General features: G+C 43.8%; 16 protein-coding genes and 1 pseudogene. 13 read left to right on the top strand and 4 right to left on the bottom strand.

Annotated features, from left to right (window positions below; translation table 11 throughout):
• Positions 1–4: 4 nt before the first annotated feature.
• Positions 5–1009 carry an LLM class flavin-dependent oxidoreductase gene (locus TCA2_RS11075; RefSeq protein ID WP_047911693.1) on the top strand — a complete coding sequence of 335 codons (1005 nt, stop codon included), beginning with the start codon at positions 5–7 and terminating at the stop codon, positions 1007–1009.
• A gap of 106 nt (positions 1010–1115) precedes the next feature.
• Positions 1116–1505 carry a hypothetical protein gene (locus TCA2_RS11080; RefSeq protein ID WP_047911694.1) on the top strand — a complete coding sequence of 130 codons (390 nt, stop codon included), beginning with the start codon at positions 1116–1118 and terminating at the stop codon, positions 1503–1505.
• A 67-nt stretch (positions 1506–1572) separates the two neighbouring features.
• Here TCA2_RS11080 and TCA2_RS11085 read toward each other — a convergent pair whose 3' ends face one another.
• Both TCA2_RS11085 and TCA2_RS11090 read right to left on the bottom strand, forming a co-directional pair.
• On the bottom strand, positions 1573–2091 hold the full coding sequence (locus TCA2_RS11085) for a GNAT family N-acetyltransferase (protein ID WP_047911695.1): 519 nt from the start codon (positions 2089–2091) through the stop codon (positions 1573–1575).
• Between the two features lie 27 nt (positions 2092–2118).
• Positions 2119–2570, bottom strand: a pseudogene (locus TCA2_RS11090) (MarR family winged helix-turn-helix transcriptional regulator).
• Positions 2571–2776: 206 nt separating this feature from the next.
• Between TCA2_RS11090 and TCA2_RS11095 the strand changes: the two are divergent.
• The 10 genes from TCA2_RS11095 to TCA2_RS11140 all read left to right on the top strand — a co-directional run bounded on the left by TCA2_RS11095 (position 2777) and on the right by TCA2_RS11140 (position 12322).
• On the top strand, positions 2777–4030 hold the full coding sequence (locus TCA2_RS11095) for a stalk domain-containing protein (protein WP_047911696.1): 1254 nt from the start codon (positions 2777–2779) through the stop codon (positions 4028–4030).
• 12 nt (positions 4031–4042) lie between these two features.
• On the top strand, positions 4043–4414 hold the full coding sequence (locus TCA2_RS11100; protein ID WP_047911697.1) for a hypothetical protein: 372 nt from the start codon (positions 4043–4045) through the stop codon (positions 4412–4414).
• A 177-nt stretch (positions 4415–4591) separates the two neighbouring features.
• Positions 4592–5470 (top strand): AraC family transcriptional regulator, encoded by an 879-nt coding sequence (locus tag TCA2_RS11105; RefSeq protein ID WP_047911698.1) that lies wholly within the window; start codon positions 4592–4594, stop codon positions 5468–5470.
• A gap of 86 nt (positions 5471–5556) precedes the next feature.
• Positions 5557–6858, top strand: a complete 1302-nt coding sequence (locus tag TCA2_RS11110) for an ABC transporter substrate-binding protein (protein ID WP_047911699.1) — start codon at positions 5557–5559, stop codon at positions 6856–6858.
• A gap of 55 nt (positions 6859–6913) precedes the next feature.
• Complete coding sequence (locus tag TCA2_RS11115; RefSeq protein ID WP_047911700.1) at positions 6914–7804, top strand: carbohydrate ABC transporter permease; 891 nt, start codon at positions 6914–6916, stop codon at positions 7802–7804.
• A 15-nt stretch (positions 7805–7819) separates the two neighbouring features.
• On the top strand, positions 7820–8698 hold the full coding sequence (locus TCA2_RS11120; RefSeq protein ID WP_081872421.1) for a carbohydrate ABC transporter permease: 879 nt from the start codon (positions 7820–7822) through the stop codon (positions 8696–8698).
• A gap of 160 nt (positions 8699–8858) precedes the next feature.
• Entirely contained in the window at positions 8859–9236 is a 378-nt protein-coding gene (locus tag TCA2_RS11125) for a PH domain-containing protein (RefSeq protein WP_047911701.1), read from the top strand.
• A gap of 440 nt (positions 9237–9676) precedes the next feature.
• On the top strand, positions 9677–10489 hold the full coding sequence (locus TCA2_RS11130; protein ID WP_047911966.1) for a bifunctional 2-polyprenyl-6-hydroxyphenol methylase/3-demethylubiquinol 3-O-methyltransferase UbiG: 813 nt from the start codon (positions 9677–9679) through the stop codon (positions 10487–10489).
• Between the two features lie 100 nt (positions 10490–10589).
• A complete protein-coding gene (locus TCA2_RS11135) occupies positions 10590–11072 on the top strand; it encodes an SRPBCC domain-containing protein (protein ID WP_047911702.1) in 483 nt (160 codons plus the stop codon).
• Between the two features lie 245 nt (positions 11073–11317).
• The gene (locus tag TCA2_RS11140) at positions 11318–12322 is read left to right on the top strand and encodes a glycosyl hydrolase 53 family protein (RefSeq protein ID WP_238546377.1); all 1005 of its coding nucleotides are present in this window, start codon (positions 11318–11320) and stop codon (positions 12320–12322) included.
• Positions 12323–12386: 64 nt separating this feature from the next.
• Here the strand turns inward: TCA2_RS11140 and TCA2_RS26620 are convergent, their stop codons facing one another.
• Complete coding sequence (locus tag TCA2_RS26620; RefSeq protein WP_081872423.1) at positions 12387–12938, bottom strand: LysR family transcriptional regulator substrate-binding protein; 552 nt, start codon at positions 12936–12938, stop codon at positions 12387–12389.
• Complete coding sequence (locus TCA2_RS26625) at positions 12923–13321, bottom strand: LysR family transcriptional regulator (RefSeq protein ID WP_081872425.1); 399 nt, start codon at positions 13319–13321, stop codon at positions 12923–12925. Before TCA2_RS26625 ends, TCA2_RS26620 begins: the two co-directional genes overlap by 16 nt.
• A gap of 135 nt (positions 13322–13456) precedes the next feature.
• Between TCA2_RS26625 and TCA2_RS11150 the strand changes: the two genes are divergently transcribed.
• Positions 13457–14863 carry an MFS transporter gene (locus TCA2_RS11150; RefSeq protein ID WP_047911704.1) on the top strand — a complete coding sequence of 469 codons (1407 nt, stop codon included), beginning with the start codon at positions 13457–13459 and terminating at the stop codon, positions 14861–14863.
• Positions 14864–15097 lie beyond the last annotated feature (234 nt).

The following is a 15097-nucleotide window of genomic DNA, read 5'->3' on the forward strand; positions in this document are numbered from 1 at the left end:
TACAATGCGCGTCAGTATACTGGATCAAACACCGCTGAAGGTGAAGGGCACTCCTGAATTGGCTTTTAACGAAACGGCCCAGCTGGCAAAGTTTGCTGATCAACTTGGATATACACGGTATTGGGTAGCTGAGCATCATAGCACCGATGCAATGGGCGGTTCTTCGCCAGAAGTGCTTCTCGGTTATATCGCTGCAATTACGTCAAATATGCGGATTGGTTCAGGCGGTGTTATGCTGCAAAATTACAGTCCGTACAAGGTTGCTGAGAATTTCAAAGTACTATCTGCGCTGGCGCCGAATCGAGTGGATTTAGGGGTAGGGAGATCCCCCGGTGGTTTGCCGAACTCGACCAAAGCGTTACAGGATTTACAGCTTCGAGATCCGGATACCTATACAGAGCAGCTGCGTCAGCTGCAAGAATATCTTGGAAGAGTGCTCCCTACGTCCCATCCGTTAAGAGGATTAATGACCACGCCTCGCACTCAGTTCACTCCTGATCTGTGGCTTCTCGGAACGAGTCCCTCCAGTGCGCAGCTTGCCGCATCCATGGGTCTTCGGTACGCCTTTGCTTATTTCTCACCAGGGCAGGAGGAGCAGCTCTATTCCGCTTTCCGTGAATATAGACGGAGTTTCGTACCTCATGATGGTCTTCATGATCCTTACGGGCTGGCAGCGATTCGGGTTATAGCGGCAGATACAGATGAAGAAGCGGAGGAGCTCGCGAAGACTTCCATACAGTTTACCTTTTATTTAAAAAAAGGGAGAGTACTGCGAATGGACAGTCCGGAAGCTTGGAATGAAGCTGAGCTGTCGCTGCGTGACAAGGAACTAGTGGACTCTATTAAACAGGCTCATATTATAGGCTCTAAGGAAACCATACTGCGAAGAATAACGGAGCTGAAGGAACAATATCTGTTCGATGAGCTGATGGCCTTGTCCTTTATCTACGATCTGGATAAGCGTAAGGAATCTTTTCGGATATTGCAAGAGGCAGTGAGTGATCTCTAGATCCTGCGCATATTTCAATATTGAATTCGGATGTGGTATTGTAGAGGAGGTAGCGAAACACTAGCATACAATATCAGATCTCATAACAAAAAGGTGGAACCATTCGTTGAACAAGAAGAAAGACCAAAAATCACTACTCTACATGTTAAAGGGAGATACACCGGCTGAAGTGCCTGTCAAAGCAAAAGGCAAGCTGAATTGGACAGCGTCCTTCAAGCTGTTTAAAGTATATCGTCAGGTGAGAGCAAGTAAAATGCTGGCTCCAAGCCTCATTATTTTGTACTTTATCTTCGCACAGATCATGCTGCTCTTTTTCTCCATAATTATGTCTGTGTCACTCATTCCATTTTTCCTGCTGGGCATTCTTCTATGGGCGATATTGAATAAATATTTAGTCTGGGTGCTCAAGGAAACAACGATTCGTACATTAATAAAAGAAGGATATTCTCCCAAAGGTCAAGAAGATCAAGCTTATGTAGACGCCTTGTACCTGTAAGTGGTGAATTTAAGCCAGCCTTAAACAAGGTTGGCTTTTTCTTATTTTCGAATTTTGCTTGGGCTGCTTATAAAAGGGGTCTAGACATTATAAGGTCAATTTGCGCTTCATCACCTATCAAAAATGAGTGAGATCCGGTTTGAACAAATCCCATTTTCTTATAAAATGCGATGGCAGGCTCATTCTTCTCCCAAACACCTAACCAAATTTTGTTTTTGTTACGTTCTAATGCTACTTCAATAGCTTTATTTAAAAGTCGCTTGCCAAGGCCATGTTTTTGAAATTCACTCCTGATATATATTCTTTCTATTTCAAGTGATTCATCACCCATTAGTTCAGATTGAGCATCATTGATATTAATCTTTAAATACCCAGCGGCTTCATTATTGAAATAAACGAAATAGAAATCAGATGAGATATTGGACAATTCTTTTTCCAACTGTTTGGAGTGAAATGCTTTTGCCAGATAGGAATTCATATTTTCTGGTGAGTTTTGATTACTGAATGTGTCATTGAATGTTTCAATACTTATTTCTTGGAGCAGCAGCACATCTTCATTAGTGCATTCTTTTATGTTAATAGCCATAAGAATATGTCACATCCCAATATATTTTTAATAAACTCTTTTTTTTCCTCTTTTTACATATTCCCAATCTTTTTCGATATTTGATCTTATTCTTCTGAGAGAGTGAAGCATGTTTTCTGTTTCTATGTCAGAGAACCCTTCTAAAGCAACACGTTCAGAATAATCGTTCTCTTCCTTAATAAAAGGATAAGTAGTCATTCCTTTTTCTGTAGGAAAGAGTTTCTTTATTTTTTTATTATGCTTGTCCTCTTTTTTTTAATAAAGCCACTCATTTCGAGTTTTTTTACAGCACGAGCTGCTGTAGTTCGATCTACTTTAATCATTTCAGCCAACTTTTCTTGAATAATTCCGGGTTTTTCACAAATTCGCACTAGATACAGATATTGGCCTTTAGTCAGATCGTATTCTTTGAACTCGATGTTACTTATAGAATCTAATGCTCTTGCTATCATTCCAATTTCACGAAGAATCTCCGTCATAACTCAACTCCTTAATCTTATTGTTGCATATACAACAAAATATATATATAAACTTACCTCATAATTGTTGTAAATGCAATAAAATTGAAAGATAAATATTATCAGATTAAAGAAAATTAACCTATTTCTTCTATTATTATAGTAAAATATGCAGCGTTGATAGATACACCTTTTACTATAATGATGAGAATGGGAGACGAGCAAGAATGAAGAAATGGGGAAAAATACTGCTCAGCTGCGCCATTGTATTAGGTTCAGCAGCCGGTGGAGCAGCAGCTCCGTTTGCACAAGCGGCGAGCACCAATCAAGTGAAGATTATGCTGGATAATTATCCTTTGCCTTTTCCAGTAGAACCGGTCGTCATTAGCGGAACAACGATGGTTCCTTTTAGAGCGATATCCGAAGCGCTTGGGATCAATGTAGTATGGAACCAGAAGGCCAAGAAAATAACGGCTTCCAAGCTGTCAGATGGCATCAAAAAGACAGTTGAGCTCACCCTCGGCAGCAAGACAGCTAAGGTAAATGGTCAAAACGTCTCATTAACATTAGCCCCAAGGACGATCAGCAATACAACGATGATTCCGCTTAGCTTCTTCAGTCAGCAGTTTGGTGCAGGCGTAGGCTGGAACCAAGCGTCCAAGACTGTATCGATTACATCGCCTCGGGAAGAGATGTACACACTTGGCTATTATGCTCTGCGTTCCTTTGATGAGATTTCGTATCTCCATCAGTTTGACGCTGCCGCGTTTGGCTGGAGCCGAATTGATCGAGAAGGTCATTTTACGTTAACCGGGGATGAGTACAGATGGCCCGCTCCATCAGGAGAGATTACAGGTGAATCCATTATTAAAGATGCCGCATCTGAAGGAACAACCCCCTATCTCATGGTATATTCCGTAGATGGTATGCTGGAGCTGACGAAGAACCTCGAAGACACGGAACTGCGGAGTCAAACGATAGACAGCATAATGGAAGCAGCAACAGAAAAAGGCTTCAAAGGCATTGCACTGGACCTGGAAGGACTTGGGATGACCGGTGATAAATCCAAGGTAAAGAGCGATTATAATGCATTTGTCAAAGAGCTGTCTTCAAGGGCCAAGCAGCAAGACATGAAGCTGACCGTCATCGTGCATGCACTGAACAGCGTGTACCAAGGGTATGACTATAAGACACTTGCAAATCTTGCGGATGATCTTGTTCTTATGGCGTATGCCTATGGAGATGAGAATAGCCCCGAGCCCGTGGCAAAGGTGGATGAAGCCATACAGCTGGCACTGAAGCAGGTCAACAAGGATAAGCTTATTCTAGGTATATCCCGCGGCAGCGAAACTGCAGCAAGCATCAATACGAAGATTGGTCTAGCGAAGCGTTATGATCTGAAAGGCGTTGCTCTATGGCGTCTTGGGATTATAGGTCCTGCTACCTGGGCTGAAATGAACAAGACTATTGTGCTTGATTAAAGGAGGTTCATATTGAGAAAAACCAAGCTAGTCGTTGTGCTTCTGTTGCTATGTGCTGCAGGCTGCAGCGGGACCAGCAAGGAGTCTGAGCTTTCTTATTTTCTATCCGATACAGAAGGGATGTACAAAATTCATCTGTTTCGCGATTCAAGCAGGGAGCTCGATAACAAGCTGCTTGAATATATGAACTCTAGTGAGGATTTGCTGGAGGTCATTCAAGGTGTACAATTGTATGACATGAACACGGAAGATAACCAGATTAGAGCGGAACGGGTGGATGTTGAAGAAATCCCGACGATGTTAATTACCGATGATACAGAAATTGTACTCCGTACGCAGAGCATTCAGGAACTGAAGAACTACTTTGAAGACCTAATTAACTGAAGTAAATTACAATAAAACCTCATTTATGTTCTCGAAATCAAGGTGGATTCCTGCATAAGCCGCTGCTTTCATTTATATTGAAAACAGCGGCTTATTTATATTTTTGCTGGTACGAACCGGGGGAGCATAACTATAATAAGGTAGTGTGATAAAAACGAATAGGAAAGGGTGGAGAGAATGGGCGTACCGACATTTCTTGAAACAGGTCATATGACAGAAGGTTTTCCTATCAGGGTTATTCATACGGGTGATCAATTTAACTATGCAGCACATTGGCATGAAGAGGTGGAGATGGTATTTGTCGAAGGGGACTACGGGCGTATTGGCGTGAACAGCAGTATTTATGAGCTTCAAAAAGGCGATGTGCTGGTGATCAAGCCTGGAGATGTGCATTGTTTTTTGCCGGGAACGCAGAATTTGACCATTATATTGTTTCGAATGGAGCTGTTTACGAGTAGCTTTATAGAAGACACAGATTGGCTTGGCATGAAGCAGTTATTTAATAAAACATCCGTTATTCCTGCATCCACATGTAAAGAAAGAGCATTAGGAGAGTACCTCAGTGCGCTTTCAGCGGAAGAGAGCAACAGACAGGCAGGTTATAAATGGGCCATGATTGCAAGGCTGTATGACTTTATTGTACAGCTCCTGCGCACAATCGATCCTAGTGAGGATTCCGAGGCGCTTAACTGGCAAATTACTACCTCGAAGAAGTTTGAGTTTATTGAGGGGGTATGTGAATATCTGGAGGAGCATTACGCTGAGAATATCAAGCTGGATCAAGTCGCTGACCATATTAAATTTAGTAAATTTTACGTCTGTAAGCTGTTCAAGGATATTAAGGGCATCACGCTGATGGAGTATTTGAATCATTTTCGAATTATTAAGTCGGAATGGGCGCTGCTGTTCAGTGAGGATTCCATTCTTGATATTGCGGTAAGCCACGGATTTAACAATATTAACTCATTTAACCGCCTGTTCAAAAAATATAATAACTGCACCCCGTCCGATTTTCGAAAGAAGCATAAAACAAACAACGCAAAATATGAAGGATGATGAACAATATCGGTGAAGAAAGCCTACTTCAAAATCAATATAATCGAATAAAATGTAAGCGTTTCCTTAATTGAAGGAGGGAGCTCATGAATCTATTTTCTCGTCACCGGAAGCCGCAGGTTAAACGCCATCATCTAGCGCTGCTTGTACTGCTATGCTCAGCCGTATTGCTGTCAGGCTGTCAGCTCCAGGCCTTGGCCGAATCTAATGATAACGAGATCACGGTGTGGAGCTTCACGGATGAAGCCGGCTATGCGATTGAGAAGTTCGAGGAGAAGTACCCGGACATTAAGGTCAATTTTGTCAACATTCCGGGCAATTTCTATATCACCAAGCTGAAGTCGGCACTGCAGACCAGCTCCAAGGCACCAGATGTCTTTATGATTGAAAACGCTAACATACGAGAGCTGATTGATGTGCCTTACCTGCAAAATCTGTCAGAGGCACCTTACGATGCGGACACACTGCTTCCTGAGCAGTATCCTTTTGTCCAGGCCAATGAGAAAGACAGTGAAGGGAATGTTAGAGCGATTGGCTATCAGGCAACTCCGGGCGCTATCTATTACCGGCGGGATCTGGCGAAGGAATACTTGGGGACAGATGATCCCGAAGAGGTCAGCAAGCAAATTGACACCTGGGACAAAATCTTTGAGATTGGTGAACGAGTACAGCAGGAGAGTGGCAACCAAGTCCATGCTCTGGCGAACTGGAACGCGATTTCGAACTCTTATGATGGAATACCTTGGGTGCAAGACGGCAAGTTTGTCATGGATGATACGTATTTAGAGATTCTGGATCTCGTTAGAGAAGCGAGAGAACGTAAAGTGCTTGCGGAATATGAAGAAGGAAGTGCAGGCTCCGCTGCCTCCATGCAGAAGGGGACAGTTATGTTTTACCCAGCAGCCACCTGGGGGCTTCAATACACCTTTAAGGCCAATGCTCCGGACACTTCTGGCCTGTGGGGGCTCGCTAAAGGACCAACAGGATTCAGCTCGGGTGGAACCTATATTGCCATGTACAGCAATAGTGACAAGAAGGATCTGGCCTGGAAGTTTATTGAGTTTTATAACTTTGACCACGAATTTCTGTCTCAGCTGGCACAGGAACAAGACTACTTTACGAGCAACATGATCGTGAATGATCAGCTGGCAGAGACAGTAACGTCGGATTATCTTGGCGGGCAGAAGCATTTTGAGTTCTTCTCAGAGGCAGCGAAAGACGTTCCTGTCTATAAAAGAACGAAATATGACACGGTGATCAACAGTGATATATTCAAAAACGTCCTTCAGCTGTATCTGAACAACGACATTCAAACGAAGGAGGAAGCCGTAGAGAGAATTAAACGCGACGTCAAATTGAGATTTCCAGAGCTCGAAGGATTGGAGTGAAATGCTGAATACGAAAGAACGTGAATAGGAATCCGATCACGGGGGGTACCAATGAATGTTTGCTAAGTCCATACGCAAAGACCACTATGGTTATTATTTTATTGCTCCGTTTTTCATCATTTTTCTCATCTTTGGACTTTATCCGATTCTGTACAGCTTATACATCAGTTTTACCAACTGGGACGGAATTACGACGCCGGAGTTCGTAGGTCTTGGCAATTACGTGGCCGTCGTGCAGGATCCGCTCTTTTGGAAGACACTGTTTAATACCTTATTCATATGGGGAATATCGGTAGTTCCTCAGCTGACCGTTTCGCTGGTATTGGCTTTTATTCTAAATGACAAGCTTCTCAAAGGAAGAGATTTTTTTAGGGCCGTATACTTCTTTCCGAACATCGTCACTGCTGCTTCCTTAGGTTTGCTGGTGAGCTTGATCTTCGATTGGCAGTCTGGGGGACTCAATCACTTTCTTGTCCAGGTGGGTCTCATTGAGAATCCGATCAATTGGAAGAACGATCCTTGGTTCATGCGGCTGATCGTATCGGCGATCTTGTTCTTTCAATATTTTGGCTACTCCATGGTGATCTATCTTGCAGGGCTGCAGGGCATCGACCCTTCCTTGCAGGAAGCGGCCCAAATTGACGGCGCGGAGAAGAAGCATATCTTCCTTCACATCATCGTTCCTATGCTGCGCCCGATTATTTTGTTCCAGATTATTACGTCCATCATCGGCGGCATTCAAATCTTTGATCAGCCCTTTACACTGACGAACGGAACGGGGGGACCTGACCGGGCAGCCATGACAAGCATTATGTATCTGTACAATGTTGCTTTCCAAAGCACGCGTTTTGGTTATGGAGCAGCCATTGCCTTCTGCTTGTTCGTGATCATTATTTTGTTGTCGGTTGCCTCGTTCGTGATGACCAAACGCAAGAGCAGCTCATAAGAGGGGGGAATGAGGATGCATACGGCCAAATCATTAGAGCAAAGCATGGCTTATGAGAGAAAAGCAAAGGTGAATCGGCTGACACCCGGCAAAGTATTGGTCTATCTTTTTCTAATTGCGCTAGCCATTATTTGTATTATCCCGTTCTATCTCATGCTGATCTATTCTACCCATAACAATGCTACGATCGCGTCAACCTTCACCTTTCTTCCGGGTTCGTTCCTGCCCGACAATTATGCCAATATGGCTTCCAAGATCAACATTTGGCGGGGCTTCGGGAACAGCATCTTTATCGCAGGAGCTTCCACGATTCTCTCCCTGTATATCGGTGCCTTAACGGCTTTTGGATTTGCAAAATATAAATTTAAAGGCCGCACATGGCTGTTCCTGTTCCTGCTGGCGACGATGATGGTACCCGGACAGCTGGCGCTGATCGGGATGTATCGACTGTTCAGTACACTCGGCATGCTGGACAGCTATGCAGCCATCATATTGCCGGCGGCAGCCAATGCCTTCAACGTATTTTTCATCAAGCAATTCATCGAGAGCAGCATTCCGGATGAGATTATCGAGTCATCACGGGTTGATGGGAGCGGAGAGTTCAGAACCTTTAACCAGATTGTGCTGCCGATTCTTGGTCCTGCGGTAGCAGCGCTTGGCATATTTACGTTCATTGGCTCATGGAACAATTTCCTTACACCGCTTGTATTGTTCTTCTCACTGGATAAATATCCACTGCCGGTGCTCGTTGCACTGGTTCAGGGATATTACGGTATGGATTATGGACTCCTGTACTTGGGTGTCGCCATCTCGATTGTCCCTATTATTATCGTGTTCGCCGTGTTCTCTAAACAGATTATCGGCAGCGTTGCACTCGGGGCGGTAAAAGGTTAGAGAATGACAATTTGATATGTAGATGAAAGGCAAGGTTCACGTGAGTTCTACTGCGCTCGCATGAATTTTGCCTTTTTGATCGTTTCCTAGATTCTGACTGCTAATTTCGGACTTTTTCTAATATAATGGAGTTATTATAGGAACGGAGGAGAACCATTATATGGGATTTTTAGATGGATTATTAGGAAATGCTTCACAAGTGAACTTGGCTGAAGTTCAAAAAGAATTTGCTGCTCTGCTGGCACCTAATGAGCAAATTGAGCGAGCGTATAAGCTTGTAAGAGACTTGTTTATTTTTACTGACAAAAGATTAATCCTTGTTGATAAACAAGGGATTACGGGCAAGAAGGTGGAATACCATTCGATCCCTTATAAGAGCATATCGCATTATTCCATTGAAACGGCAGGACACTTTGACATGGAAGCTGAACTTAAGATTTACATTTCCAGTTCTACCGTTCCGCTTCAAAAGACGTTTAATAAAAACACGAATATTTACGAGGTGCAGAGCGTTCTTTCTCATTATATTTTGAAATAAGACACAGCATGGTCCAGACAGATGGGGCAAATGATCAGAGATCTTACGTGAGCTTTTGCAAATTCTTTGCTTGGCAATAACCTTTTCTATATGTATAATAGTGGAAATTCAAAACACGAAAAGCGATGAAAGGGATCTGCTTCCGCATGATGACTTAGAGAGCTGCCGGTTGGTGCAAGGCAGGGATTCAAGCAGAGGCACACCTCACCCTGGAGTAGTATAGCTGAATTGAACTCTTGCTGATATTGGAGACTTCATTTAGGCTGTACCGGCTAACCGTCGATATACGGTTGTTCAAGATTCGGATGCGTTTGTGATCATGACCTGCATTCGAATAAAGAAGAGTGGTACCGCGAAGGAATGATGGCCTGTCGCCTCTTTAGAGGCGACGGGATTTTTTGTGCTAAGCAGGTGAAATCCATTGCAGGGGGAAGGTAATGATGAAGGAGATCATTGATTATTATGAAGCCTTTGATGAATGGGGAAGACTGGATCGGGAACCGCTGGAATTTACAGTGAACTGGCATTATATAACGCGAAATCTTCCACCGACGGGTCATGTACTGGACAATGGGGCAGGTCCAGGTAAATATGCAATGGAGCTGGCGAAGCAAGGCTATCGGGTCACCTTGTCTGATCTGACTCCGAGACTTGTAAGCGTAGCTGAGGAACAGGCAGCTCATTTACAGCTGACCTCACAATTTGACGGATTTCATGTGCTGAATGCAGCCGACCTCCATTTATTTTCGGACGAAGCCTTTGATGCATCCCTGATGCTCGGTCCTCTGTATCATTTGCAGGAGGAAACGGATCGATCCAAGGCGGCGAAGGAGCTGTATCGAGTTACCAGATCAGGTGGAATCGTATTTGTTGCCTTTCAGACACGCACCCGCATGCTGCTGAACTCATTACTGAATCCAGCGCACTGGAAGCCGAATCATACGATGGGCAATCTCGAGCAATTTTGGGCTACAGGCAGATTTAATCACGAGGATAAAGGGCGTTTTACGGGAGCGTACTACTTCGACACAGCCAGCATCGAACCTTTTATGCAGGAGCATGGATTTGAGAAGATTAATCTTATTGGCTCTACCAGTATCGGAGCATTGCTGCAACCTGAACAGGTGGATTATTGGAGAAATCAAGGGGACGAGGCTTACCGAAAATATGTGGAGCTGATGATCTCAACTGCAGAAGACACTGCGCTGCTTGGTATATCCTCACATTTACTCTACATCGGACGAAGAAGGTAGCTTAGTTCTCCAGGTCCAATGGAATCGCAGGTTTGGAGCATTCGTATTAACCTCATATTATCGGTATAATGATGTGTATATAAGAAGGAGGGACATTCAAATGATCGCTCAAATTCAGAGGAATGAATCGGGTTACATCGCAGAATTCAAACGCGAATTAAATCATCCTGCATATAAGGTATGGGCAATGCTCATTGATAACAAACGATTGAAAGAGTGGTTTCCAGAGCTTGAGGTGAAAGAACTCGGAAACGGGGGAATGATCCTGTTTGATATGCAGGATGGGACTTATGAGGAAATGCCGATATTGGACTATGTAGAGGGCAAGGTACTCGAATTTGTGTGGGGAGAAGACAAGGTGCGATTTGAAATCCATGCAGACGAAACGGGCGAAACTTCGACGCTTCTACTCTCAGAAAAAATCACTTTTCTTACAGACCATACCCCTAAGGATCTGGCAGGCTGGCATGTCTGCCTTGATGCTATTGAAACTTTGTTAAATGGAAGAGCATTAACAGAGAGTAAAGAAGAGTGGGATCACTGGTATCCGCAATATGTGGAAGCACTCAAGCCTTTACAATAACCTGCTTAAACGTAAAAAGTCGTCCTTCATGGAGGGCTTTTTCTTTTACCTCCTTTACCTTATCGATTCCTACTCCTTTAGTCAGGTTAGAATAAGTGCCAAAATGTTGGAAAAATATCCTAGGATGCATATATGACAGCGTTTACAATACAGATAACACTTTCCGAGGAGAGTGAACTGGATATAGGAGGTCTTGTATGAAAAAGCACCGAAACAGATTTGGATTGATATTCTTGAGTCTCTCGATGTTACTCATGCTGCTCGGCCCGTCTGGTGAAGATCGTAAGGCGGAGGCAGCCCCTGCTTTTGCCAAAGGAGCGGATATCAGCTGGGTAGCAGGGATGGAAGCAGCAGGATACAAGTGGAAGGACAAGAACGGGGTGCAGCGTGATATCCTGCAAATTTTAAAAAATGACTATCAGATGAACTCGGTTCGCTTGCGTGTATGGGTGAATCCCAACATGAGTGATTATGTAAACGGATATATGAATGCAGAGAAAGCAGCTGATCTCGCGCTTAGAGCGAAGAATCTGGGAATGAGTGTAATGCTGACCTTGCACTACAGTGACTCGTGGGCTGACCCGGGACAGCAGAACAAGCCTTATGCCTGGCGAAATTACACTTTTCAGCAGCTTATGGACGCCGTATGGTCCCACACCATTTATGTGATGAATACTATGAAGAACAAAGGGGTTACACCGGATTGGGTTCAAATTGGTAACGAAACAAATGACGGGATGTTATGGAATGACGGTAAAGCTTCCGTAAACATGAAAAATTATGCTTGGCTCGTGAACACCGGGCATAATGCCGTGAAGTCGATCAGTCCGAATACGAAAACCATCGTGCACCTGGCAAACGGACATGATCAGGCCGTTCTCGACTGGAATATCGGAGGTCTTGTTCAAAATGGAGCCAATTTTGATGTCATCGGACTGTCTCTATATCCATCGGCCTCTGATTGGACGACCAAGGTGAATCAGACCATAACGAATGCGAATCAGTTGATATCGAAGTATGGAAAAGAGATTGTCATATCCGAGATCGGTATGGATTACAATCAGGCTTCGGCAGCCAAGAGCTTCATTACAAAGATCAAAAATGATGTGCGTAATATTTCTGGAGGCAAAGGGCTCGGTGTATTCTATTGGGAACCTCAAGCGACCCCCGGGTATAATGGTGGATACAACAAGGGTGCCTGGAACGCAGATGGCAAACCGACTATTGCACTGGAAGGATTTATTAATTAAAAGAGTGTATTCGTTCTTATAGAGCTGGCTCGTATTCGTCATTAATACGGTCCAGCTCTTTTATTTATCTTGACGAAGAGATTTTTTCCTCGTTCTGCCATCGATCTTCCAGCTTCTCGTTTAAATTCAAACCCTGCATATAGTAGTCTATTAAAAATTGCTTGAAAGCTAGAGCCGCTTTCGATAAATAGCGGTTCTTATGCCAGGTTAAACGAAACAAGGCTTTGGAATGCTCATCAACGATGCTGACTAGCTGCACCTGGGGAGACCAGTCACGAATACAGGAGGATACGAAGGCGACTCCCATCCCTGCTTCAACCATTTTGAGCAGCATGGAGGGTTCATCCACCCGGCATACAAAATTTGGTGAAATTCCGGATTTACGACAAAATTCATTCTGGATATGGTAGAGAGCATGAGTTTCCTTGTAACCAACAAAGTGCTCTTGTTTCACTTCAGACAGCTGCAGCCTGTCACGATCAGAGAAGGGATGGTTTGGGGGGAGTGCCAAATTAATAATTTCTTTCGTGAGATATTCAGATTGGATATCCGATGCAGCGATCGGAAGGGAAGACAGGCAATAATCAATCCGATCTTCATTTAGTAAAGACTCCATCTCATGATGTGTGGCTTGAATGATCCGAATTTGGCGTTTGGATACTTCTTACTGAACAATTTCAAAGGCTCTCCTATACGATCCGGGTCTTGAATGGCAATCTCAATCCTTCCTTGGTTCAGTCCAGCCATGTCCTCAAGTTCTCTTCTGCCTTCTTCAAGTGTTGACAGCACGAGTTCTACTCGCTGAAGAAATGATCTCCCGTATTCATTAAGCCTTATCTGCCTGCCGTTCCTTCGAAATAAAGGAACACCCAGATCCTCTTCAAGGCGAGCGATGGTTTTGCTGAGCGCAGGCTGAGCAATTCTTAACTGCTCAGCAGCCTTCGTCATATGCTCAAGCTGCGCCACAGTACGGAAATAGTGAAGCTGCAAAAGTTCCATCGTTTTCGCTCCTTTTTCTCGATTATATACAGCTTAATATACTTCAGTATATAAGAATATGGCTAAATATATATTTTTCTTCCATCTTCTTCAAGAATAAACTGGAGAAAAGAGAAGTAAGGGAGGAAAACTGAAATGGACGACAAGGTGGTTAGTCCGACTCAACAAGATGCAGCCGATCGTGCAAATAGACTAATTCGAATTTTAGCATTTACCATGGTGCTGTCGGTCATGAGTGTAACGATGTTTAACATCGCGCTGACGGACATCAGCATTGAATTTTCATTAACCGTAGCTCAGGTAAGCTGGGTCTCCACCGCGTATCTCGTCGTCTACGCGCTGGGTACGCTCACATACGGGAAGCTGGTAAGCCTGGTTCATCTGCGGCATTTAGTTGTGATTGGATTGTTCATGTTTGCTCTGGGGTCGCTGGTTGGATTTACAGCGCAGTCTTACTCTATGGTTGTACTGGGCAGAATCGTACAGGCGGCAGGGGCTGCTGTAGTGCCGGCCATGAGTACCATCATACCTGTCAGATATTTCAGTCCGGAGAGAAGAGGGTATGCACTGGGGATTACCTTTACAGGACTTGCGGTTGGAAATGCAATAGGACCTGTCATCTCAGCAGCAATTGTCAGCTTTGCCGAATGGAGATGGCTGTTTGCAGTGCCGATCCTTACACTGGTTACTTTACCGTTTTACCTAAAGTATTTAGAGAAGGGCGAGTTAAAGAAAGATAAGATCGACTACTTCGGGGGAAGCCTGCTCGCCTTATTTGTTGTATTGCTTATGATGTCGATAACTCAAGCGAACATACTGTATTTTTCAGCAGCGTCAGTCCTGTTTATATTATTTATTGTTCGTTCAAGGCTGACGTTAGTCCCATTTATACCCCTTCAATTGTTTCGATCGAAAGGCTATGCTATCGGGCTGGTTATTCTGGTTCTTGTACAGGGGATTGGGTTCTCGTTCCCATTTCTGACCCCGCTGCTGCTGCAACAGGTCAATGATCTTTCCTCGGGAATCGTCGGATTTATGTTGGTTCCCGCAGCGATCGGTTCTGCCTTGCTTGGAAAAAGGATTGGAAAAGTCGTCGATACCCGTGGGAATCACTTTGTCTATTCGATATCGGCATGTCTCTTGTTCATTACATTTATGGCGATGTCCATTTGGGCAGGGGCTCATCATTATTGGATAGCAGCTATCCTCATTGTAGGTACTGTAAGCCAAATGAGTCTTCAAATTTCGCTCATTAACAGCGTGTCCCGTTCACTTGCTCCAGAATATATAGGAATAGGGATGGGGCTTGTTTCGACTCTTAATTTTATGTCCGGCGCAATCGCCGCTTCCTTCTACAGTATACTCCTTGATCAAGGAGCGAGGAGTGCATGGAATGGACTAAATGGAAACCTGGAAGCATCGGTATTCAGCAATATGTATTTTGTGTTCGCTGTCATGCATATCCTCCTGCTCGCAGCTTTTCATTACTTGTACAGAAATCATGTTCCGAAAGTTCGAACAGCAAACAGGCACTCGCACTAATTCGCCAAAATGAAACAATTAGTATTTTATTCCTATTAAGTTGTTAATAAACAACAAATAAAATAGGAAGAATTCAGGCGAACAGGACGAAAGAAATGCTGCACGAGCATAGATGGTACTATTTTGTTTTTGATTCATGCTGATCTGTGCGTCAAAATGTATTTTTCATAGACCAAACAACCTAAATCACAACTGAAAAATAAATGCTGGATAATCCGTCCTGCATCTTTCACA

It is taken from the genome of Paenibacillus sp. TCA20, from assembly GCF_000732325.1.
Lineage (GTDB): Bacteria > Bacillota > Bacilli > Paenibacillales > Paenibacillaceae > Paenibacillus > Paenibacillus urinalis.

Coding starts and splice junctions, on each gene's coding strand:
- TCA2_RS11075 (WP_047911693.1), top strand. CDS start 5: ATGCGCGTCAGTATACTGGATCAAACACCGCTGAAGGTGAAGGGCACT.
- TCA2_RS11085 (WP_047911695.1), bottom strand. CDS start 2,091: ATGGCTATTAACATAAAAGAATGCACTAATGAAGATGTGCTGCTGCTC.
- TCA2_RS11095 (WP_047911696.1), top strand. CDS start 2,777: ATGAAGAAATGGGGAAAAATACTGCTCAGCTGCGCCATTGTATTAGGT.
- TCA2_RS11105 (WP_047911698.1), top strand. CDS start 4,592: ATGGGCGTACCGACATTTCTTGAAACAGGTCATATGACAGAAGGTTTT.
- TCA2_RS11110 (WP_047911699.1), top strand. CDS start 5,557: ATGAATCTATTTTCTCGTCACCGGAAGCCGCAGGTTAAACGCCATCAT.
- TCA2_RS11115 (WP_047911700.1), top strand. CDS start 6,914: ATGTTTGCTAAGTCCATACGCAAAGACCACTATGGTTATTATTTTATT.
- TCA2_RS11120 (WP_081872421.1), top strand. CDS start 7,820: ATGCATACGGCCAAATCATTAGAGCAAAGCATGGCTTATGAGAGAAAA.
- TCA2_RS11125 (WP_047911701.1), top strand. CDS start 8,859: ATGGGATTTTTAGATGGATTATTAGGAAATGCTTCACAAGTGAACTTG.
- TCA2_RS11130 (WP_047911966.1), top strand. CDS start 9,677: ATGAAGGAGATCATTGATTATTATGAAGCCTTTGATGAATGGGGAAGA.
- TCA2_RS11135 (WP_047911702.1), top strand. CDS start 10,590: ATGATCGCTCAAATTCAGAGGAATGAATCGGGTTACATCGCAGAATTC.
- TCA2_RS11140 (WP_238546377.1), top strand. CDS start 11,318: ATGTTACTCATGCTGCTCGGCCCGTCTGGTGAAGATCGTAAGGCGGAG.
- TCA2_RS26620 (WP_081872423.1), bottom strand. CDS start 12,938: ATGGAGTCTTTACTAAATGAAGATCGGATTGATTATTGCCTGTCTTCC.
- TCA2_RS26625 (WP_081872425.1), bottom strand. CDS start 13,321: ATGGAACTTTTGCAGCTTCACTATTTCCGTACTGTGGCGCAGCTTGAG.
- TCA2_RS11150 (WP_047911704.1), top strand. CDS start 13,457: ATGGACGACAAGGTGGTTAGTCCGACTCAACAAGATGCAGCCGATCGT.